The organism is Sphingobium sp. 15-1, from assembly GCF_013375535.1.
In the GTDB taxonomy this organism is placed as follows: domain Bacteria; phylum Pseudomonadota; class Alphaproteobacteria; order Sphingomonadales; family Sphingomonadaceae; genus Sphingobium; species Sphingobium aromaticivastans.
Genome location: NZ_JABXJG010000002.1, coordinates 822,421 through 844,278 on the forward strand (window position 1 = coordinate 822,421; position 21,858 = coordinate 844,278).

General features: G+C 60.3%; 17 protein-coding genes. 4 read left to right on the forward strand and 13 right to left on the reverse strand.

The features are described 5' to 3' along the window. Positions 1 to 54: 54 nt before the first annotated feature. From HUK72_RS19955 to HUK72_RS19965, 3 genes are all read right to left on the reverse strand, one after another. The gene (locus HUK72_RS19955; RefSeq protein ID WP_176598349.1) at positions 55 to 1,371 is read right to left on the reverse strand and encodes an NtaA/DmoA family FMN-dependent monooxygenase; all 1,317 of its coding nucleotides are present in this window, start codon (positions 1,369 to 1,371) and stop codon (positions 55 to 57) included. 70 nt (positions 1,372 to 1,441) lie between these two features. Beyond that, positions 1,442 to 2,218: a hypothetical protein gene (locus HUK72_RS19960; RefSeq protein WP_176598350.1), complete on the reverse strand. Its 777-nt coding sequence runs from the start codon at positions 2,216 to 2,218 to the stop codon at positions 1,442 to 1,444. Between the two features lie 95 nt (positions 2,219 to 2,313). Continuing rightward, positions 2,314 to 3,627, reverse strand: a complete 1,314-nt coding sequence (locus HUK72_RS19965; protein ID WP_176598351.1) for an MFS transporter — start codon at positions 3,625 to 3,627, stop codon at positions 2,314 to 2,316. A gap of 914 nt (positions 3,628 to 4,541) precedes the next feature. Here HUK72_RS19965 and HUK72_RS19970 point away from each other — a divergent pair. Further along, positions 4,542 to 6,893, forward strand: a complete 2,352-nt coding sequence (locus HUK72_RS19970; protein WP_176598352.1) for a TonB-dependent receptor — start codon at positions 4,542 to 4,544, stop codon at positions 6,891 to 6,893. A gap of 213 nt (positions 6,894 to 7,106) precedes the next feature. Beyond that, positions 7,107 to 8,420, forward strand: coding sequence for an NtaA/DmoA family FMN-dependent monooxygenase (locus HUK72_RS19975; RefSeq protein ID WP_176598353.1), 1,314 nt, complete (start codon positions 7,107 to 7,109; stop codon positions 8,418 to 8,420). A gap of 28 nt (positions 8,421 to 8,448) precedes the next feature. On the opposite strand, the gene HUK72_RS19980 is transcribed toward HUK72_RS19975, so the two are convergent. The 7 genes from HUK72_RS19980 to HUK72_RS20010 all read right to left on the reverse strand — a co-directional run bounded on the left by HUK72_RS19980 (position 8,449) and on the right by HUK72_RS20010 (position 14,410). After that, positions 8,449 to 9,156, reverse strand: coding sequence for a TetR/AcrR family transcriptional regulator (locus HUK72_RS19980; RefSeq protein ID WP_176598354.1), 708 nt, complete (start codon positions 9,154 to 9,156; stop codon positions 8,449 to 8,451). A 92-nt stretch (positions 9,157 to 9,248) separates the two neighbouring features. Next, entirely contained in the window at positions 9,249 to 10,076 is an 828-nt protein-coding gene (locus HUK72_RS19985) for an SDR family NAD(P)-dependent oxidoreductase (protein WP_176598355.1), read from the reverse strand. Between the two features lie 16 nt (positions 10,077 to 10,092). After that, entirely contained in the window at positions 10,093 to 10,887 is a 795-nt protein-coding gene (gene hpaI / locus HUK72_RS19990) for a 4-hydroxy-2-oxoheptanedioate aldolase (protein WP_176598356.1), read from the reverse strand. A gap of 5 nt (positions 10,888 to 10,892) precedes the next feature. Beyond that, positions 10,893 to 11,744 (reverse strand): 2-oxo-hept-4-ene-1,7-dioate hydratase, encoded by an 852-nt coding sequence (gene hpaH / locus HUK72_RS19995; protein ID WP_176598357.1) that lies wholly within the window; start codon positions 11,742 to 11,744, stop codon positions 10,893 to 10,895. A 4-nt stretch (positions 11,745 to 11,748) separates the two neighbouring features. Continuing rightward, on the reverse strand, positions 11,749 to 12,843 hold the full coding sequence (locus HUK72_RS20000) for a cupin domain-containing protein (RefSeq protein WP_176598358.1): 1,095 nt from the start codon (positions 12,841 to 12,843) through the stop codon (positions 11,749 to 11,751). Between the two features lie 11 nt (positions 12,844 to 12,854). Then, a complete protein-coding gene (locus HUK72_RS20005) occupies positions 12,855 to 13,853 on the reverse strand; it encodes an ornithine cyclodeaminase family protein (protein ID WP_176598359.1) in 999 nt (332 codons plus the stop codon). Next, entirely contained in the window at positions 13,850 to 14,410 is a 561-nt protein-coding gene (locus HUK72_RS20010) for a hypothetical protein (RefSeq protein WP_176598360.1), read from the reverse strand. The genes HUK72_RS20005 and HUK72_RS20010 overlap by 4 nt, the downstream gene beginning before the upstream one ends. Before the next feature lie 80 nt (positions 14,411 to 14,490). Between HUK72_RS20010 and HUK72_RS20015 the strand changes: the two genes are divergently transcribed. Beyond that, positions 14,491 to 15,414, forward strand: a complete 924-nt coding sequence (locus tag HUK72_RS20015; protein ID WP_176598361.1) for a LysR substrate-binding domain-containing protein — start codon at positions 14,491 to 14,493, stop codon at positions 15,412 to 15,414. 322 nt (positions 15,415 to 15,736) lie between these two features. After that, positions 15,737 to 17,896, forward strand: a complete 2,160-nt coding sequence (locus HUK72_RS20020; protein WP_176598362.1) for a TonB-dependent receptor — start codon at positions 15,737 to 15,739, stop codon at positions 17,894 to 17,896. Between the two features lie 70 nt (positions 17,897 to 17,966). Here the strand turns inward: HUK72_RS20020 and HUK72_RS20025 are convergent, their stop codons facing one another. From HUK72_RS20025 to HUK72_RS20035, 3 genes are all read right to left on the reverse strand, one after another. After that, on the reverse strand, positions 17,967 to 19,175 hold the full coding sequence (locus tag HUK72_RS20025) for a Xaa-Pro peptidase family protein (RefSeq protein ID WP_176598363.1): 1,209 nt from the start codon (positions 19,173 to 19,175) through the stop codon (positions 17,967 to 17,969). Between the two features lie 156 nt (positions 19,176 to 19,331). Beyond that, complete coding sequence (locus HUK72_RS20030) at positions 19,332 to 20,555, reverse strand: amidohydrolase family protein (RefSeq protein ID WP_176598364.1); 1,224 nt, start codon at positions 20,553 to 20,555, stop codon at positions 19,332 to 19,334. A gap of 51 nt (positions 20,556 to 20,606) precedes the next feature. Beyond that, a complete protein-coding gene (locus HUK72_RS20035; protein WP_176598365.1) occupies positions 20,607 to 21,848 on the reverse strand; it encodes an amidohydrolase family protein in 1,242 nt (413 codons plus the stop codon). Between the last annotated feature and the right edge of the window lie 10 nt (positions 21,849 to 21,858).

Consider the following 21,858-nt stretch of genomic DNA (forward strand, 5'->3'; position numbering starts at 1 on the left):
GGCCTTTCCTCGGGCGGCATGGGCGAAGCTTCCCGCTGCATGTGCGGGCTATGACTAGAATTCGTTCAGATGATGCCGCAGCGTCGTGCCGCTATAATCGCGACGCATCAGTCCCCGACGCTGCGCTTCGGGCACGACCTTATCGACGAACTCGACGAAGGCGGCATAGTCGTTGATGGCATATTCAAGGAAAAAGCCATCGAGATCCCCATCCCGCGCGGTTTCCTCCATGATGTCGAGGACATGTTCAGGCGTTCCGACCGGGGTCAGAAGATATTTGCCCATGATATCCCGCGCAATTTCACCGAGCGTCGGGTTCTTGCCGTCCTGATAATAATGCCTGAAGACATGCGGCATGGCGTTGCTAACCTCGAACGTCTCGGGCGGGATCGGTTGGTTGACGTCGAAGGTGGACAGGTCGAAACCCAGCCCGTCGGACATGCTGGCGAGCACGGATTCCACTTTGATGCCCTCCAGGAAAGCCTGATAGCGCTCCTTCGCGATCGAGTCCGTTTCGCCAATAAACGGTTGGATGACGTTGAATATCTTGCACGATCGGGGGTCGCGCCCCGCAGCCTCCGCCTGCGCCCGAACCTCGCTGGTGAAGGCCTTTATCTCCGGCACGGTTCGTTTGGCGAAGATGGTCACCTCCGATTGCTTGCCGGCGAAACGGATGGCGCGCGGGGATTGTCCGGCAGAGGCGATCACGGGATGCCCCTGCGGCGACGAGGAGATGTTGAGCGGACCCCGGCTGCTGAAATGGTCGCCCTTGAAATTGACGGCATGGATTTTGGAAGGGTCGGCCATCATGCCGCTGACGCGATCCATGACCAGCGCATCGGGTTCCCAACTGTCCCACAGCCTGCGGCAGAGATCGAGATATTCCTCCGCAATGTCATAGCGCGTGTCGTGCGGCGGCAGATCGTCGAGGCCCAGATTCTGCGCCGCATTCTTCTGCACCGACGTCACGATATTCCAGCCCATCCGCCCGCGGCTCAGATGGTCGAGCGTCGCCAGAACGCGCGCGGCCATGAACGGCGGGTAGAATGACGTCGATAACGTCGAGACCATGCCGATCCGCGTGGTCGCCGCCGCGATGACGCCCATGATCGGGATGGGATCGTGGACGGGCATCATGATGCCTGCGCGGGCATAATGATCGTAGCCATTGCCATAGACCATCGGCGCGGCGATCGCGTCGGCATAGAAAATCATGTCGAACTTCGCCCGCTCCGCTGCGCGGGCGATGTCCTGGTGCAGTTCAGGATAGCGCCAGTCGTAACCGCTGGTCGTCTTCGTCCAGCTTCCCGCCCGGTTGCCGTTTCCATTCCCGGCCTGGGAAAAATAGGCCATATGCAACATCTTGGTCATGCCGACGACCTTTCAGTAGGGATTTGAGAAGGAAGCGACCTCGCTTCCACGATGGCGCGACGCATCGGCCTTATAAAGGTCGATTTGGCCCGCCCGGCTGGACAAGCTCCCAGAATTCGATCGCGGAATGCAGCTTGTGGCCGTCGACAAGCTCCTGCGGCGTCTTCGGCGGAAAGATGCAGCAGAGCCGCATGGCGACGCCGTTTTCCAGCGGCTTATATTGATGGGCGACGAAGAGGTCGATGCGGGTTTCGTCGCTCGCAAGGGTCGTGTAGCCGGTCACGAGCGTCGGAAATTCCGGATCGGGATCGAAGGGAATCGCGATGGTGGGATCGATGGTGAGGTAAACCTCCGCCGGTCCACCATACATGCCGAAGATCTCCATGCTGTGAATGCCATTATCCCGAAGATTGAGAAAGCAATGGTCGGGATTGATCTCAGGATACCGCCGCTGAAAATTTTCGAGCGCGATGATGTCCTGAAATTGTTCGAAGGACATTCCCGTGACCGTCATGTCGGTGAAGCCATATTTCGGCGGAGCGCCATCGGGAGAAGAATTAATCTCCTTCCACATTCGATCGGATGCGCGAAGTTGCGCCTCGAAAAGCTTTCTGAGGCCGTCTGCGCCCAACGATCTTCGGGTGGCGATCGACAGGGCGCGCGCCCCGTCCCTGCCGAGCAGATTGATGGCATCGTGCGAAAGAGGGCTGCCCTCATGGGCGATATTCGCGCCCAAGCGCTTCATTTCGTGAAGCCAGTGCAGGTCGCGGCGATATTGGACGTCCGCGATCTGCTCATAGGAATAGCTTTGTCCATCGATCAAACATTGGACTTCGGTTCCTGACATGATGCCGCTTCTCCCCTAACATTCTGTGGTGCATTGATTGGCCTTCGCCCGCGATTGGCGGTGGGCGTCGCAGCGCGATGGAAACGCATCTCCTGCTAAACCGACGCGCCGCGGGGCAGGTAATGCAGTCCTATTAAAAGACTGGCCCCGGCAAGCAGGCTGCTGGGCAATGAAATAAGCGCCAGCGCTTGCCCGATCATCGCCGGCCCGCCCAAGGCCGCCGACAGCAAACTGATGAGGACCGGCGCCAAGGCGACTCCCACGATGGCGGCGGAGGCAGACAGCAGCGAGAGGCACAATCCGCGCAATTCATTGGGAATGACGATGGTGAAGGCCGTGATGGTCATGCTCAGCCCGCCGCTGAGACCGGTCATGAAAAACCCCAGAATGACGGCGGCCGAAAAGGCGGTCGGCGCCAGGCCGAAAAGGCAGCCGGGGGCGCTCAGGCCCATGAGGAGCGCGATGGCAAGGATCGCCCTGCGCGGTCCGCCGGCCCGCTGGCTGGCATCGCTGAGAAAACCGCACAGCACTGGACCCGCAATCCCACTGACGAGCAGCACGCTGCCCATGATGGACCCGACTTCGCCCGGACCCAGCGAGAAGCTGCGCGTCAATATGGGCGCCGCCCAAATCGCTGTCGCGACGATTGGGATTTCGATCAGCACCGCGCCCAGCACGAGAGGCAGAATCAAGGCCCGATAGTCGCGCAGTTCGATGAACATCCGCCTGAGCGGGGGGCTGGCCTTGCCTTCCCCTGCCCTTGCCGGCTCGCGCAAGGTCAGCAGCAGGATCATTCCCAGCAGCAGCGGAGTCGACATCCAGGTCAGGGCCCAGCTCCAGCCGTGCCGCGCATCATGCGCCGTCGCGAGCAGCATGCCTCCAGCCAGGAAAGCGACCGAACCGCCAATCTGGCCGGCCACATCGGCGGCGGATTTCGCGCGGCCCCGCTGAGCCGGAGGGAAGAGATCAGCGATCATGGAAAATACGATCACGGTAGTGGCGCTGCTCGAAAGTCCGACGAACGCTCGCCCCAGGAGCAATGCTGGCAATCGGCTTCCCCAGGCGGTGAGCAGACTTCCGACAATGCCGCACAGAATGGCGGCGACAAGAAGCCGGACCCGCACAAGCCGGTCGACCGCCATGCCCAGAGGCACGGAAAGAATGACGAACGGCATGATGAAGGCGGGGCCTTGGAGGAGAGCGACATAGTTATCGCTCAACCCCTCCGCCGCCGCCATCGCCTTCTGCAGCGGATACAAGGCCGTCTGATTGAAGCGGGCGAGGAAGAAGGCCATGATCAGCAAAGCGAGCGAATAGAATCGCGACAAATGGAGCTGTCCATCGAACTGGTCCGATATGGCCGCCTGCGGCTTGTCCGGACCCATTGCCACCTTTTTGGAAGAGTTCACTATTCCCGCCACCTTCCCGCCAGGCGCCCAGCCATGAGTCCGTCGTCTCCTGGGCCGTCGTTTATGTACGTTAAGTCACTTATGTCGAGATGACAATCCTGCGCTTTCAAATCTTCTTTGAATTTGCTGTTTTTACGGGCTTTCCAAGCATGGTTGATGCTTGTTGATTCCTCAAAAGATATTCGAACGGTCATATCTCACCCATCAAATCGATGATTCGCAGCCTCCGTTGAAGACTTTGACGACGGAGATGCCGCCTTGCGCGAAACGGCATGCGCCAAAACATCGATGTTGACGTGACCATCTCATTAAACTATATACCATGTTCATTCTGTTTCTCCATCCGATCATCGGGACGGCAGGCCGGGCGCAAGGTCTTCGATATGAACATCGAATTTCGACATGATGGGCAAGCTGGCGGCCAAGGGCCGGGGCATGACTGCGAATGGCGCCGACACGGATCGGAGCGCCCATCGCGAAGGCTCGGGAAGGGTCTGCGCTCCGCAAATATTTTTGGATGGGCAAGATTGCAGGACATTCGGCGGGTAAAATAACGATACCCCGGCCCGATGAGCCGGACATGCGATATAAATAAATGATTATAAACGGATGAGGATAATGCCAGTCACAGCACCCCTTTATAGGAGACCTTCATTGGGGCCGCCTGCCCCATCAACGGAGGGAAACGCGTCCAGCGGATGTAATCCGATCGCCAGACCCGGCATTTTCAGCTTCAGAAAGATGCGGAGCAATTCAAATTATACGCGATATATATTTTGTTTGCGTGAAATAACCGTGTGCACGGGCTCAACCGTCGCTCCAGACAAGTTCAAAAGCAAAATTTGAGGAGGGGATTTCAAATGTCCATGAAGGCAATTCTGTATACGGGATGTTGCGCATTATCGATCGCTCATATGAGCAGCGCCGCGCTGGCCCAAAGTGCCAGTGAGGGCGCAAACAACAGCGGTCAGCTCCAGGACATCATCGTCACGGCGCAGAAATATCAGCAGAGCGTCAATTCGGTACCGATGACGATCACCGTCGCTACCGGGGAACAGTTGCAGTTGGCAGGCATAAAGGCGGTGGAGGATCTGCCCAGGATCACGCCGGGACTCAACGTCGTCCAGACGCCGACCGGCGTGAGCGTCTACACGTTGCGCGGTGTCGGTTTCAATGACTCCTCCCTCAGCACTCGTCCGGCGGTTACGGTTTACGTGGACGAAGCGCCGATACCGTTCGCGGCCATGACGCGGGGCGCGGGTCTGGACGCCGACCATGTCGAAGTCCTCAAGGGCCCCCAGGGCACGCTCTTCGGCGCGAACTCGACCGGCGGCGCGATCAACTATGTCGCAGCCAAGCCGACCGACAGGTTCGAGGCTGGCGCGACGGCGACTTATGGTCGTTTCGACCAGTTCGACGCCAGCGGCTATATCAGTGGGCCGATCACCGATACGCTGAGCGTGCGATTAGCGCTGGAACATCAGGGAAGCGGCGACTGGCAGAAAAGCATCTCCCGCCCGAACGACACGGCGGGCCAGCAGAATTTCAACAATGGCCGCCTCAGCCTGCTCTGGAAACCCACCGACCGGCTGCGCGTGTTGCTGACCGCTCAACGCTGGATCGATCGTTCCGACGCCGCGGTGGCGCAAGCCTATATGTTCAAGCCGCAGGAGGCTTCGCTCGCCGCGCTTACGGGAATTGCCGACTATCCCTATGCCCATCGCGGCAATCGGTGGGCGGACTGGGATCCGGGTCGGGATCTCGCCAAGAATAATCGCATGACCATGCTGACGAGCCGCATCGACTTCGACGTGACCGACGCGGTCACGCTGACGTCGGTCACCAGCTACAGCGATTTCAAGACCCACGTCGCCAGCGAGGCGGACGGCGTTCCCACCGAGAATACGGCCTTCATCACCAATTCGAAGGACAGAACCTTCACGCAGGAATTGCGGGCGGTGGCGCAACTTGAAAGGCTGCGGCTGACCGTCGGCGCCAATTACCAGCATGACAAGCCATCCGAATCCACGATCGAGGAGCTTCCAACCGCCTCACCGATCATCGGCCTTTCCCTCGGCTTTGGCGACGGCACGGACTTGCGCGAGCTGGAGGTCAAGGCCCTGTCGAAGGCGAAGAGCTATGCCGCATTCGGCAATGTGGAATTTGAACTGACGCCGCAATTCACGGTGCAGGGCGGCTTGCGCTACACGCGGTCCAAGATCGCCTATAGAGGTTGCCTGGCCGTGTCAGCGGACGGCAGCGCCGGTCCGGCCTATACGAATTTGGACAATTATCTCCGGTCGCTGTTCGGCTATGATCCGCTGACACAGCCTCTTGGCGCCGGCGATTGCACGACATTGGACGCCAGCACGAGCCCGCCGACGCTGCTGCCGGGCTATGTCACGACGCCCTATGACGAAGACAATCTGTCCTGGCGGGCTGGCGTGCAGTTCAAGCCGAGCGACGACGCCATGCTCTATGCCAGCATTTCGAAGGGATATAAGATGGGGGGGCATCCCTTCGTCAACGCGGCATTTAGCGGCGCCCTTACCCCGGCGCGCCAGGAATCGGTGCTCGCTTATGAGGCGGGCTTCAAGGCCGGTTTGCTGGATCGCAAGGTCCAGTTGAACGGCGCGGTCTTCTATGGTGACTATAAGGACAAGCAGGAAGTCGGCACGATCATCGATCCCGTGCTCGGACCGCTTGGGGGGTTGACCAACATACCGAAGGCGCGGGTCTACGGTGCGGAGCTGCAGATTCAAGCCGCCCCGTTCCGTGGTCTGACGATCGACGCCGCCGCCGGCTATACGCGGACCGACGTGCTCGGCCATTATACCGATACCAACGACCTTGGTAACGTCGTCGATTTCCACAAGACCGACCTTGCCAACGCGCCTCGCTGGCAGTTGAACGGCACCGCGCGCTATCAGTGGGCGCTGAACGAGCGAATCGACATGTTCGTGAGCGGAAGCCTTACCTACCGGAGCAGTTCGCAAACCGTGCTCGGTGAAATTTCCGCAACGGAAGTGCAGGCGGCCTATCCGGGTTTCCTTGGCGAAATCTCGGGCGAGAAGGTCGATGGATATACGCTGGTCGATCTTTCGGCGGGCGTGGAATCTCCAAATGGGAAATGGCGCGCCTATATTTGGGGACGGAATGTCTTCAACACAACCTATCAGCTCACCAATCGGTTCGGTATCGACACCGCCATGGATTATATGGGCAAGCCGGCGACCTACGGCGTGACGGTTGGTTTCAAATATTAAATCCTTGATCATGAACTCCCACGCGTGGCCCGATCACGCGTGGGAGTATTTTTATTGCATGGCGCCAATATTGCGTGTGCGGGATTCATATTCTATCGCATCGGCGGTTCTCCATCCGTGCAAGGGGAGGCGAATGGCGATGCGTCGACCGGAAATCGGCTGCCGTCATTCATCATGGCCGCCGCGATGCCAAGGCCAGCGATGAAAAAGGATATGATCCTCCTGTGGATGCCGGAATATCTGGGCTCACACTCAGGGGCCTGGCGGCGCGAAGGACCGCCCCACCGCCAGGAGATGGATTTCGATCTGGTTCGCCAGCAATTGCAGACCGCCGAACGGGGCAAGTTGCATGGCGCATTCTTCACCGACACGTTGGCGGTCGGATATTACAATATTCCCGTCACGATGGAGGCGCTCAGCGTGACGGCCAAAGGTTCGCGCTGGGAACCGGTCACGCTTATGGCTGCCCTGGCCGCCTGCACGCGGCATATCGGGCTGCTCGGCACGGTGAGCAGCGTTTATTCCGAACCCTATAATGTTGCGCGCATGTTCGCCTCGCTCGATCATATTTCGGGCGGCCGGGCGGGCTGGCACGCGGATAGCGCCTCTCATGCGAGAGCCAGCCTGAACTTTGGGGATTCGACGAACGGCTGGGGCCGCGACGCCGACGAGCGCGGCCTGGAATTTCTAGATGTCGTGACGGATCTTTGGGATAGCTGGGAAGATGATGCCTTCGTCCGTGATCGGGTGGCTGGGCGTTATTTCGACCCCGGCAAGCTGCACGGCCTGAACCATCGCGGGAAGCATCTGTCGGTCGCAGGGCCGCTCAACATCGCGCGGCCGCCGCAGGGACATCCGGTGATCGTGCGGACAGGTGCGTCGATGGACGACGGCACCGTACGAAAGGCGGACCTGATTTGCCCCTGGCATGCGGGAATAGCGCCCGCAAAGGCATTTTATGACGAGATCAAAGGGAAAGCCGTAGACAATGGACGCGATCCCGAGCATCTCAAGATCTTGCCCGCCATGGTCCTTTCCCTCGGCCGGAGCCGTGCGCATGCGGAGGAGAAGCTGGCCCGCCTGGACGATTTGATCAATCCGGTTTTGGGAATGGAGCTTCTTCAAGGCGCCCTGCAAGCAGACCTGTCCTGCTATCCGATCGATGGCCCCGTCCCGGAAATCGAGGACCAAAGCCCGCCAACGGCCGCGCAGCGCTATTATCTCGACATTGCCAGGCGGGACAAGCTGACCATCCGTCAGTTGATGCAGAACGTCGCGCGCGTGTCCGTCACCCCCGGATCGGCGGACGACATCGCAGACATGTTGCAGGAGTGGATGGAGGCGGGGGCCGCCGACGGCTTCGGCATCACATTTGCCGACGATGCGGATTCCCTCAATATATTCGTCGATGAAGTGGTTCCGGAATTGCAGCGACGGGGCCTTTTCCAGACCGATTATCGCGGCGGAAACTTGCGGGAGAATTTAGGTCTCCCACGCCCATCTAACCGGTATTTGACCGGAACATAGCCCGGACCTGCCACCAAGCGCTGACTTATCAGCCTTTCGTGGATTTCACGCTCTCCTGGAAATGCTGTCTCAGAACGGCATCCGCCTCCTGCGCCGCAATCATATCGGCTTCCTGTATGGGCAAGCCCAGCCCACGAAGCAGGAGCGCAGCCAGTTGTTGCCCGCGAGCAATCGTACCGAAGGCGTCAGGCTCATCGACCGAATAAGCATAGGCCGCGCCACTCAATCCATGGACGAGCAGAACGCCAGCCTCGGTCGTTGCGAGCTGGAATCGGCCGGACGCGATCCCCTCCGCAATATAGCTGACGATTCCAGTGTCGGCGGGATCATGGAGAGGCCGAACGGAAAAGCGGCTGTGCATCAGGAACAGCACCTGCTCCACATGGTCGAGCTGATAACGCAAGCCGACGCAGAAGCTTCTCGCCACTTTCCGGGCGGGATCGGGAAGCGCCTTGGTTTCCGCCACGATCCGCGAGTGCACCTGATCGCGCACGGAATCGACGATGGCGTTGAACAGTTCGTCCTTATCGACGAAATGATTGTAGAAGGTACCCTTCGCGACGTTCGCTTCCGCAACGATTTCGTCGATCGACACGGCGCTGAGCGACGTCTTGGCGATCAGGTGCTGGCCCGCGTCGATCAAGGCCTGACGCGTGCGATCGCGCCGGCCGCCACGGGCCTTCGTTTCCTGATCGGATACTGGACTGATGTTCGATACGATTTGAGAGACTGCCATGTTCGCCTGTCTATCCGTCTGTCGCGGCGCTGGCAACCTCACCGGCAATGGAAGCGACCCAGGAAATGAGCGCCGGCAATAGTCATCGCCATTCAGCCGACCAACTTGCCCTGTGCGGCGACAGAGACATCGGCCCAGCTTTTCCAGTTTTCGATCCGCTCTTCATAAGCATTTTTGATGATGGGGAGCAGCGCGCCCAGCAACAGCCGAAGCGGCGGCTCCTCGGCATCCACCACTCGCAGGATTGCATCGACGGTCGCCGCCGGATCGCCAACCGGAACGCTTTTCCGCAAGGCCATGATCGCCGCCCGCACCTCATCATATTCCGCCATCGCCGGCGCGACCTTTATCGAGGAAGAGAATTGCGTGGCATAGGGTCCGGGCTCGATGATCGTCACCTTGATCCCGAAGCCCGCCACCTCTCGGGACAGGGTTTCCGACAAGGCTTCCACCGCGAACTTGGTGGCTCCGTAAATTCCGCCCATACCGGCGCTGATGATGCCGCCGATGCTCGACAAGGTCAGGATATGACCACCGCCCTGCGCCCGGAGCAGAGGCAGCGCCGCCTGAATGACGGCGATCGTCCCGAAGACGTTGGTTTCGAAATTCGTCCGGACGTCATCGGCGGCGACTTCCTCGATCGCGCCGATATATCCATAACCGGCATTGGACAGCATCACGTCGAGACGGCCGAAATGCTCATGCCCTGCATTGACCGCCCGAAACACCGCCTGCCGATCGGTCACGTCGAGCGCCAGCGGCAAAACCGCGTCGCCATAATCCCGCACAAGATTGCCGAGGGTTTCGGGATCACGCGCCGTTGCGACGACCTTGTCGCCGCGCTTCAGCGCCGCTTCGGTCCAGAGGCGGCCGAAACCGCGGGAAGCGCCTGTCACGAACCAGACCTTATGTTGGGACATGTTCTGCAATCCGATCCTAATAGACGTTCGCACCGGAGGGTTCGATAATGGGCGGTTCCGGCTTGAAAGCGCGGGCCAGCGCTTCGGCGCCCCGCGCAAGCACGGTGATGTCCGTACCAACCGCGATGAAGGTCACCCCCATTGCGATGTAGCGGCGGGCCAGTTGCTGATCCGCCATCAATATGCCCGCCGCCTTGCCCGCAGCGCGGATCACCGCAATGGCAGCCTCGATCGCGGATTGCACATCCGGGTGTCCGGGGTTGCCGAGATGGCCAAGCGACGCCGCCAGATCGGACGGGCCGAGGAACACCCCGTCCACGCCCGGCGTAGCGGCAATATCCGCGAGCGCATCCAATCCTTGACGGGATTCCACCTGAAGAAGCAAACATAACTCATCCGCCGCTTTTTCGAGATAGGATGGCGTGCGGTTCCAATGGCTCGCCCGTCCGATGGCGGACCCCACGCCGCGAATGCCGTGCGGAGGGTATCGCGTCGCCCGAACCAGCGCTTCAGCCTGCCCGCCGCTCTCGACCATGGGAACGAGCAGCGTGCGCGCGCCAATGTCGAGCAACTGTTTGATGACAACGGCATCCCCCACGGCAGGACGGACGACCGGCTCGACCGGATAGGCTGCGACCGCCTGCAATTGCGAGAGAATGAGCGGCACATCATTGGGCGCATGCTCGCCGTCGATCAATAGCCAGTCGAATCCGGCGCCTGCGCTGATCTCCGCCGAATAGGGGGACGCGAGCGCCTGCCAGAAGCCGATTTGCGTTTGGCCTGACGCGATAGCCGCTTTGAACCTGTTCATGTCGTTCACCCGCCAAAGACGCATTCGACCCTGCCGAATGCACCGAAATCTCCCACGATCCTGCTTCCGGGGACCGCCTCCACCGGCCTGATGAAAGAGCCGGAAAGCACGATCTGTCCGGCTTCGATCCGCCCTCCATAAGCGGCGAGACGTGCCGCGAGCCAAGAGACCGAGAGAAGCGGATCGTCAAGGACACCGGCGCCGAGCCCGGTTTCCTCAACCTCTCCGTTGCGCGACACGATCGCGCCAATCCAGCGCAGGTCCAGATCACGGAATCCCCGAACGGGATCGCCCAACACTATGCCGCCATTGGCGGCATTGTCCGACACCGTATCGAAGATGCGGCGCGACTGCTCCGTCCTGGGGTCCTTCCGCGTGATCCGGGTGTCGAGTATCTCCAGCGCGGGCACGATATAGTCGGTCGCGGCGAGGATATCTTCGGCCGAAACCTCGCCGCCGATCAAAGGCGCCTTCATCACGAACGCAATCTCCGCCTCGATCCGCGGCTGAATGAAACGCGCCCTGGGAATGATTGCGCCATTTTCGAAGACCATGGATTGCAGGAGAACGCCCGAATCCGGAATGTCGATGGAAAGCGCGGACTGCATCGCCTTGGACGTAAGCCCGATCTTCCAGCCGACAATCCCGTCGCCAGCCGCCTGCTTGTGGCGGACCCATTCGGCCTGGATCGCATAGGCATCATCCAGCGTCATGCCCGGATGGTCCTCACTGAGCAGCGGGATCTGGACATGGCTCCGTTCAGCGCCCTCCAGCGCGAGCGCGGCGCGGCGCACGGCATCGCTATCGAGCGTGATGCCGCGCGCGAGGCCCGTGGCCAGGATAGAAGGCTTGTTCATCTTTTCAGGACGCGGCCAAGGCACGGTTGGTTTCGAAGCCCTCTTCCGCGCCGAGCAGCGCGGGCGGCTCCTTCAAGCTCTCCTGCCAAAGCAGGGATTCCATGGCGATGTTGAGCGGCTGGTCCTGAATCGTCAGCTCATAGACCGGCTCGTCGAAGGAGGCATGGTTGTGCACCGACCAGCCGGGGGCGGACAGCATCAGATCGCCCGCCTTCCACTCATAGACCTTGCCTTCGACGGTGGAACGGCCCGAACCCGAGAAATAATAGTTCACGGCAGCCGACGAGTGCCGATGGGGCCGGTCGACAATTTTCGGCGGCCGCACCGTCATCGTCGCGAAGAAGTTGGGCGTGGTGCCATTAGTTCTTCCTGTCATCGGATTGTAAAGCAAATAGAGCCGACGGCCGATATACTCCTTGCCCAGGGCTTCGAGCTTGTCGAGATGCTCCTTGACCTGCTCCCACGGCCAGTAAAGAGCCGGGCTCTGCACCGAGGGCGGATTGATCAGCCGCTCATAGGGCATCATCCATGCGCCTTCGTCGTTCAGCGGGAATGTGCCATAGGGGCTGTTCCTGCGGCTGTCTTCCTCCCCGGCTGCCTTGTCGTCGTGCACCGGGCGCAGGATCGGCTGAGGATTTTCCTCAACGACATGGATGTTCATCATCTCGAGCAGCGCGCCGTTCGAATAGGTCAACCGCGCATAGATTTCCTCGCCGCTGTTGCGATGACGATAGACCCGCATCGAGGGCGTATTCCAGACATCGTGCAGCGCGGTGGGCCGCCGCTTGCCGCCGATCTCGGTCTCGCCCGCGCCCCGGATGACAAAGTTCACCTGGGTCGAGTTCTGCCGGAAGGTCGCGGTTTCCTCGCCCGGCAACAACACGTCGAGGGCAACCTCGATACCCGGCGCCAGGCCCAGCGACTTCTTGTTTCGCGGATGAACGAAATAGGACCGGCGACGGCCGTTTTCTGGGCGCGGCATGGCGGCCAGCCGGGCGATCTCGCGATCGATCTCCTCCTTGGGGATCACGATGGGTTCCCAGGGCGTATCGCGTTCAGGCAGCGCGCCGCTTCCTTCGACGAACACAGTGTCGCTCATGCTTATTTCTCCTAAATCCTTGCATTCGTCAGGCGCGGTGCGATGCGCTTCGGTTTCGGAATTTCGGTCCCCAGACCCTGAGCCCGCGCCCCTTCGAAAATGGCGAGCCCCAACGAAAGGTCGGCAATACCCATGCCCATCGCCTTGAAGACTGTGAGATCCGCATGGGCGGGGCGCTTCACCTCACCCGCCGCCAACGCGGAGAGAGGATGGACCGCCGACCATTTATCGTCGTCTTCGCCAAATGCATCCCCGAATTCGCGCGACAGTTTCCGCACCTGCGGCACGCTGTCCGCAGCGATCAAACCAGCCCGGCCCAATAAGCCGAACTCGAATTCGGCCCGCTCGGGCGTGATCGCTCCCACCGCATTGAGGTGTACGCCGCGCGGCAGCATGGCCGATGTCAAGAATGGCGCGGTCGCCCGCGTCGCGAGCGTTACGATTTCCGCGCCGTCAATCGCTTCCTCGAGCGTCGATGCGGCGATCGCCTCTATGCCAAGAAGCTTTTCGGCATTGCCGGCAAGTTGCTCGCGTTTCGAGGCGGTCGGGCTCCAGACGGCGATGCGATCCAGGGGACGAACGGCGGCGACAGCCGCGATCTGGGCCAGGCTTTGCTTGCCCGCGCCGATCATCGCCATTCTCCTGGCCTCCGGCCTTGCCATCAGGTCGGTCGCCACGCCGCTGATGCCGCCGGTACGCATTTGTCCCAGGGCAAAGGCTTCGATGATCGCGCGCACCGAGCCATCCTGGGCATCGATCAGGATCAGAAGAGGCATTGCCCCGCCCTCGGTATGCGCCCAGGTCTTGGTGCCGACATAGCCTCGCCCCTCGAACACCGCGCCGATCGCATGCAATGTCGAATGTCCGCCCCAGATCGCATGGGTCTTGACCATGTTGCTCGCGCGGCCGGCGGCTTCTTCCTTCAGCCCATCGTGCAACGCCGTGATCGCTTCGGGCAGCGAAAGAAGCTGCACGACATGCTGTTCGGTAATCCAAATCGGATCGCTCACGCGCTCGTCTCCTTGGAGAATATCGAAGGCACGGGAGGTGCCAGTTGCAGCGCGTTCACGACGATGGCGTGCGTGATGTAACGGCCGATCAGAAAGAGGATCGCCATCGCTTGTTCAGGCCCGATATGGTCGATAACCGCCTCCAATTGCGGCGATACGCCCTTGCCGCCATTTTTCGCCGCTGCGATCACGAGCCTTTGAACCGCACGCTCCACATCGGACAGAGAGCTGTCGTTGTCCGGCTCCAGCCGCTGGACATCCGCGACCCATTCCGCGCCGAAACCGAGCTTGACGGAAAGCCGTTCATGCTGGTGCCGCTCATAGCCATTGTCCATCAGGCAGGCGATCGTAAGCGCACCGATTTCGGTAAGCCGGTCCGGAAGCGCCTTTTTGAGCGCCTCCGTCATTGCCATGAACGGCGCGAGCACGTCCGGCTGATGGCCGGAACACCGGAAAAATTCGCCCAGATAGCCAAGGCGCTCCACGCGCGCCCTCAGCACATTTTGAACATTAGGGGCCAATTCTTCGAATGTCAGCCGTGCGATCCGCTCCGACATGTGCACCTCCCATTTGCCAGCCTTTATGGAAATGACGCCCTTCATCCGGAAATATATTGTTTGCACCCCGGTGATACCCTATGCGTATAGCCATGGACGTCCGGCAACTTCGCTATTTCGTCGCTTTGGCGGAGGAGCTGAATTTCACGCGTGCGGCCGCCCGTTGCCATGTGTCGCAGCCTCCGCTCAGCCGCGCGATCAAGCAGCTTGAGGAGGAACTGGGCGCCGAGCTTTTCCTGCGCGACACGCATCAGGTGCGCCTGACCCCGGCCGGGGTCACTCTGGCGAACGACGCGCAAAGGATTTTGGCGCTGGTAAACGAGTCGGGCGAGCGCGTGAAGAAGGTCGCGCGCGGCCTGCGCGGCACGCTGACCCTGGGTTTCGGCGGTTCGACCGTCTATTCCTTCTGGCCCAAGCTGGTGCGGGGCTTCACCGAAGCGATGCCGGACGTCGACCTGGTTTTTCGCGCCATGTCCGTACTCGAACAGATCGAAGCGCTCCGCAACGATCAAATCGACATCGGCCTCATCCGTCTTCCCGTATTGGATGAACTGGTCGAGACCGAACCTGTCTATCAGGAACCGTTGGCCGTGGCCCTGCCCTCTGGCCATCCGCAGTTGGACAGTTCGGGTCCTGTCGCCATCCACGACCTCTCCACATCGCCCTTCGTCACCTATGAGGCGCGGCGGGGCTTCAACTTTCAGGCTGACCTGCATGCCCTGTGCCGGTTCGCGCGTTTCGAGCCGCGCATCGTCCATCAGGCGCCGTCGACCGAAGCCGTTGTCGGCATCGTCGCATGCGGCCAGGGCGTCGCCATCATCCCCGCTTCGGCGGAGCGATTACGGATGCGGGGAGTTTTGTTCAGACCGCTCGACGGGACGGGCGTTCCTCCCCAACTTACGGCGGTAAGCTTTGGACTTGCCTGGCGCCGCGACACCCAGTCCGCCGTCACGAGAGAATTCATCGACTATGTGCGAACGCAGAAAGACGAGACTGCGGAATAGGATTTATCGGGACGGCTGACGGCCATCGTCGCCCCCATGTGACCATCCTTCATCTTAAACCAGGCGGCCGTGCCAACGCTGATGGGGGAATTGCGCGATATTACCGTATCTTGAGTCATGCACCCGGTTCGATGATTCCACATATGACTAGTAGATCATTTTTATGCGGAAAAATTGGCCATTGACATCCAGATTTACATAGTTTCCTAATTAGCGCGCCAGCATAATCATACTAATGGTCAGTAACAGGAAGCTATAAATGGGGGCATCCATGTCGAGAAACATTGTCCGTCTCATGAGCCGTTGCAGCATCACACCGCTCATGGTCATGTTGATAAACACGACAGCCTATGGTCAGGCACCGGCAGGAGGGCCTGCTGCGTCAGCGTCCGCGGACAGTGAAAGCGGGGGATCGGACATCGTCGTGACGGCCCAGCGCCGCGAACAGAAGCTGCAGGATGTTCCAATCGCGATCACCGCGGTGACCGCCGAAGACCTGACCGCGCGCAACGTATTTGACCTTCAGTCCATTTCCTCAGTGGTGCCCTCGGTTCAAATTACCGGCGCAGGCGGGGTCACGGGCAATCATCAGGTCTCCATCCGCGGCATATCAGGACAAGGCAGCCCGATCGGCACGGCTCAGCCGGTCGCTACCTATATTGACGGCGAATATCTGCCGTCCACCGATGCCGCCTTTTTCACGCTGGACGACGTGGAGCGGGTCGAAGTTTTGCGTGGCCCGCAGGGTACGCTCTATGGCCGCAATTCGACCGCGGGCGCCATCAACATCATCACGCGAATGCCCGGTGACAGGGTTAGGGCGGGCTTTGACGTCAGCTATGGCAATTACAGCCATGTCCTGACGCGCGGTTCGGTGAGCGGGCCGCTGATCGGCGGGCTGAGTGCCGGCCTGTCGGCAAGCTATGAGTCGCGCGACGGCTTCATCAAGAACAGCACCACCGGAAACAGTATCGATGACCTGACATCCTATGTCGTCCGCGGGAAATTGCGTTACCAGTCACCGGACGAGAATTTCTCGATATTGCTAGCCGCCGACACATGGGGCCGCGACAATCCATCCACCGTCTGGAGTTCCCTCTACGACTCCACCAATACAGTCTTCGTTGGCCTGCCGAATCCCGGTACCGTAACCTACTCGGCAGCGGCTGAAGCAACCTACCGGAATGACAACAGGTCGGAGGGTCAAGCCATCACGCTGAATTACAAGGCATCCCCGGGCCTTGAATTCACCTCGATCACGTCCCATCGCACCTATCGGGTCGATATCGCCTACTACACGCCGATCTTCAATCTGGCGGGCGGTTCGATCATGCGTTACAAGACGTTCAATTCCGAGTTCCGTGGCAATTATACGGGGGAAATCCTCACGATAACCGCTGGCATCAACTATTATCGCAACGATCAGCTCTATGCCACGCAATCGCCGCACGCCCTTGGCATAACCCTCCCCATGACGAGCCCGCGAGATACGTCCAATCTCGAAGCGGTAGGACTGTTCGGTCAGGCGGAAGTTGCCTTAACGCCTAAGCTGACGTTGGTCGGCGGCGCCCGCTATATTCACGAAACGCAGGATTTCGTGATCGATTACAGCAAGGCCGTCGTCCCCGGACCGCTGATCAATGGAACGGTGAAGGCCAACAAGCCGATCTTCAATGGCGGCGTGAACTATAAGGCCACGCCCGACATCCTGCTTTACGCCAAGGTCAGCCAGGGTTATCAGGCACCAGGCTTCAACAGTTCGATCCGGTCGACATCGGCCTTCACCTTCAAGCCGGAAAAGCTTTTGGCCTATGAAGTCGGCGTGAAGTCGGAACTGTTCGATCGCCTGCTAACCTTGAACCTGGCAGGCTTCTATTACGACTATAGCGATCTTCAGGTGAAGAATATCGTGACGGTCGGCGTGCAGGTCATCGACAATGCCGCCAGTGCGCGGATCAAGGGCTTCGAGGGAAGCCTTGCCCTGCGGCCGGTCAAAGGCCTGACCCTGAGCGGCGACCTTTCCTGGACCGACGCCACGTACAAGTCCTTCTGCGAAGGCAATGGCGGAAGCGCGCCGTCAGCCGGAGATGCTGCTTGCATCAACAATAACGGCATCGCCGGTTGGGATCGTTCCGGAAACTATCTAAGCAACTCACCGAAATGGTCGGGCAGCGCATCGGCCAACTATAACTTCCCCCTGGGGCCTGGTGAGGTCCGCGCCAATGCGAGCTATAATTTCTCATCGAAGGCCTATTTCTCGCCGGCGAACGAACTGCCGGTGAGCCGGGGCAGTATCGACAAGCTCGATGCCCGCCTTGGCTATCGGCTCGATGGGTTTGAGATTTATGCCTATGGCCAGAACCTGACCAATAGACGCTATGCGTCCTTCCCGATCCGGGCGCTTTCCACGCCGTATAATTTCGTCGTGAGCCCCCCGAACGATCCCAGGACTTACGGCGTCGGCATCCGTTACAGCTACTGACGGATCAACGCCCCCTTCCATCTTCTGGAAGGGGGCGTTTGTTCGTCGGCATTCGACGGACTTTTTGACTTCATTCGATTTCGATGATGGCAGGCGGTCGCTTGCCAAGGCGCTGTGCGCCATCGGGCGTGCAAATGACAGTGTCGCCCCAATAGACCCATTTGCTGCGGTCCTTCGTCCAGACGATCGGCTTGACGACGAAGGCGCTGTTTTCTTCGATTATCCAGTTCGCCATCGTCGCGTCCCGCACGCCGAAGACGGCAAGGGGCGAGTCATCCCCCATTCCCCGGCCATGCATCAGAACCCGCACGTCGAAGCGGTCGTCGGTCATGTCGTTGAGATCCGCCGCAATGGCGCCCAACGTCTGGCCGGGACGCAGCCTGTCATGACAGATGCGCACGGCCTGCTGCTGACGTTCGAACATCTCGTGATATTCGTCGGGCGCGCGGCCAAGGAACAGCGCCTGGGCGCCGGCTGCATCGCAGCCGCCATAGCGTCCCTGCAGTTCGGTCATGATGGCGTCGCCAGCACGAAGGCGGCGCCTGCTGGGCAGGTAGGCGTTCGACGGAGGTTGAGGTTGACCCGCCGACCAGAGGATGAAGGTCGGCACTTCGCCGCCGCCTTCCACCAGCGATGCGATCATATGCGCGTAGATTTCATTTTCCGGAACGCCGGGACGCGCTTCGTTCGCGACGACATCGATTGCGCGCTCCAGCAGTTCGGTGCCTTTGCGGAGAAAGGCGATTTCCTCTTCCGATTTCACGAAGCGGGCTTCCGCCATCAGGGGCGTGGCGTTGACGAGCTCGATATGGGGCAACTGCTCGCGCAGCATCTGTATCGTGCCGTAGGACGTCGTGCCTTCGGGAAAGCGCGTATTGCCCGACAGGCCGGAAACGCCGAGGCGCCGGATGTTCGGAGCCTCCTTCAGCCGCTCGATCACCGATCCGGTGAAACCCCAGGCGCCGGTCATCACCCGCACGTCATCGACCCAGTCCTGACGCCGCCGGCAAACCTCAGGATGCACGTCGCCGCTGGTGAATATGGTCACTTCGCCGTCGACCGGAAACACGGTCGCCAATGTCCAATGGTTGCCGCCCAGCCCCGTCAGATAACGGGTGTTGGCCTGCTGCGTGTCGAAGAGGCCCGTGTGCGGCGGCACGAAGATGGTGTCGATCTTATCCCGTTCCATCAGATTGCGAACGCGCGACCAGCGGCGCTCGCGTTCTGCCAGGGAGAATTTGGGGATGCCCACCTCATCTTCATATTCGTGCTCGCTCATGAGACACCTCTCTATGCTTTTGGATATTTTCAGTTTAGCCGAATGGCGCTGGCCCCCTTGGCAAAAGCGGCCGGCTGACCAAATGCACAGCGCAAACCAAGCCCCAAGTCCTGGACTGCACCTCCATGAAGGAAGGGCAGTCCAAGCTATGAAGACTTATGCCGGGAGCATCAGCTCGCCGTTAGTGACGAAGAACTTCTCCATCACGCGATGGCCGAGCGGTTCCAGCGACGCGGCGAACTTGTCGATCGGTTTCTTGCCGCCCTCGACATGCGGATAGTCGCTGGCGAAGCAGTAGACATCCTCAAGACCGAACTTCTCGATATATTCGCCCACAGGTTCGAAATCGAACGGCGACACGCGGACATTGCGGGAAATATATTCGGACGGTTTCATCGGCAGGCGACGCCCTTCCGATCCATCGGCAAAAGTCTTCGGCAGGATCGCCTGATTATTGTCGCGCCAAAGATCGAGCATGCGGGCGAGCGGACCGACCCAATGCGCCGTATATTCCATCACGCCGACACGAAGCGTCGGGTGCCGGTCGAACACGGCTCCGGTGACGAGTGTGGCGATGAAGTTTTGCGGCGCGAGATGGAAGATCGACAGCGTCCAGGGATCGAGGCTGCCTTCCTCCGTCATCTTATACCCGTCAAACTCCTCGGCCACGCCCCAGTCGTTCGTGCGGAAAAGCAGCGATTCCAGACCGGTGGTGTGCAGGGTGAGCGGCACGTTGGCCTCCGCCAGCATCGCGTAAAAGGGATCGAGCTTCTTCGACGCGGGCGAAACGCCGCCGGGCAGACGCGGCGCCTGTATCTGCACGGCACGAATGCCGCGATCGATCAGCGACTTGGTCATTGCCATCAATTCTTCCGGCGTATCCCCGAAGATCGGCGTTACCGGGCGGAAACGATCCGAAATGCTCGCCACCCGCACGGCCCAGTCGTTATTGGCATTGATGAGATCAAGCGCCATGGAATAGGTTTTCTCACCGAACAACTTGTAGCGAGGGGTTCCTTCCGCCGAACCGTAAAGGATCGAGCCGCCAAGCCCCACGCCCGATGGGAACATCAACTGCCGGCTGATCGCCATGCTATCCATAAGGTCGTTACGCCGGTGCATGTCAGTCGACGCGGGAGCGGCCGCCCCTTTCGCCGTCCACGCCGTTTCTGCGTCAATCTCCCGCACGTCGCCGGCATAGTCGGGAATGTTCATATTATTGCCATTGGGCCGGATAGGAGCGGCCAGGGACGCTTCCGCCCAGGGACGCACGGCCTCGCCAAATTCTTCCACCCAGAGCTGGGCCGGGATCATCTCATGGCTGTCGACGTCCGTGATGCGGCCCGCGAAGGGAAGGACGCTCTTTGGAAGTTCATACATCAACAATCTCCTGCGTATTCATATCTTTGTCGGCGCCTTGCGGCAGCATCGTCAGGCCAACAGCAGTCCGCCGTTGGTGACGAAGAACTTCTCCATGACTCGATGACCCAGCGGCTCAAGGGAGGCGGCGAACTTGTCGACGGGCTTCCTGCCGCCCTCGATATGCGGATAGTCGCTGGCGAAGCAGTAGACGTCCTCCAGTCCGTACATTTCGATATATTTGCCGACCGGCTCGAAATCGAACGGCGCCACGCGGACGTTGCGGGATATATATTCCGACGGGCGCATCGGCAGGCGGCGGCCCTTCGATCCGTCCGCAAAGGAAACGGGGTGGATCGACTGGTTATTGTCGTGCCAAAGGTCCAGCATCTGGGCCAGCGGACCGATCCAGTGCGCGCAATATTCCAGCACGCCCACGCGGAGAGCCGGGTGGCGGTCGAACACGCCGCCCGTCACCATCGTGGCGATGAAGTTCTGCGACGCCAGATGCAGCGCCGACAGCGTCCAGGGGTCCATGCCGACTTCCGGCGTGTCCTTGAAGCCCTCAAAGGCCTTGGCCTTGTTCCAGTCGTTCGTGCGGAAAAGCAGCGAGTCCCCGCCGATGTGCAGGGTAAGCGCGACATTCGCTTCGGCCAGCATGGCGTAGAAGGGATCCAGATCGTTGGAGGCGGGCGAAACGCCGGCCGGCAGCCTGGGCGCGCATAGCTGCACGGCGCGAATGCCGCGGTCCACCAATGATTTCGTCATCGCGAGCAGATCGTTCGGCGTATCTCCGAACACAGGGGTGACGGGCCGGAAACGGTCCGAAAGAGCGGCGACGCCCACCGCCCATTCGTTGTTCGCATGCATCAGGTCGCGGGCGAAGGCATAACCCTGGCCGTTGGCAACGCCAAAACGTTCCATGTTGAAGTGCCTGTCTTCCGCCGATGCATAGAGGATCGAACCGCCCAATCCCGGCCCTGTCGGGAACATGAGCTGCCGGCTGACTCCCATGGTGTCCATGAGTTCGTGGCGACGGCGCATGTCCGTTGCAGCCGGAGCCGTGGCGCCTTTCGCCGTCCATACCGTTTCCGGATTGATTTCACCGACATCGCCGGGATAATCCACTATGCTCATATTATTGGCGTTGTTGCGGCCATCGCTCTTTTCGGAAGCGGCGACGACGATATCCACCCAGGGGCGCACGACTTCACCGAACTCCTCGATCCACATCTGGGCCGGCATCATCTCATGGCTGTCGACATCAGTCATGCGGCCCACAAAAGGGACGACGCTCTGTGGCAATTCATACATTTCTGGTCTC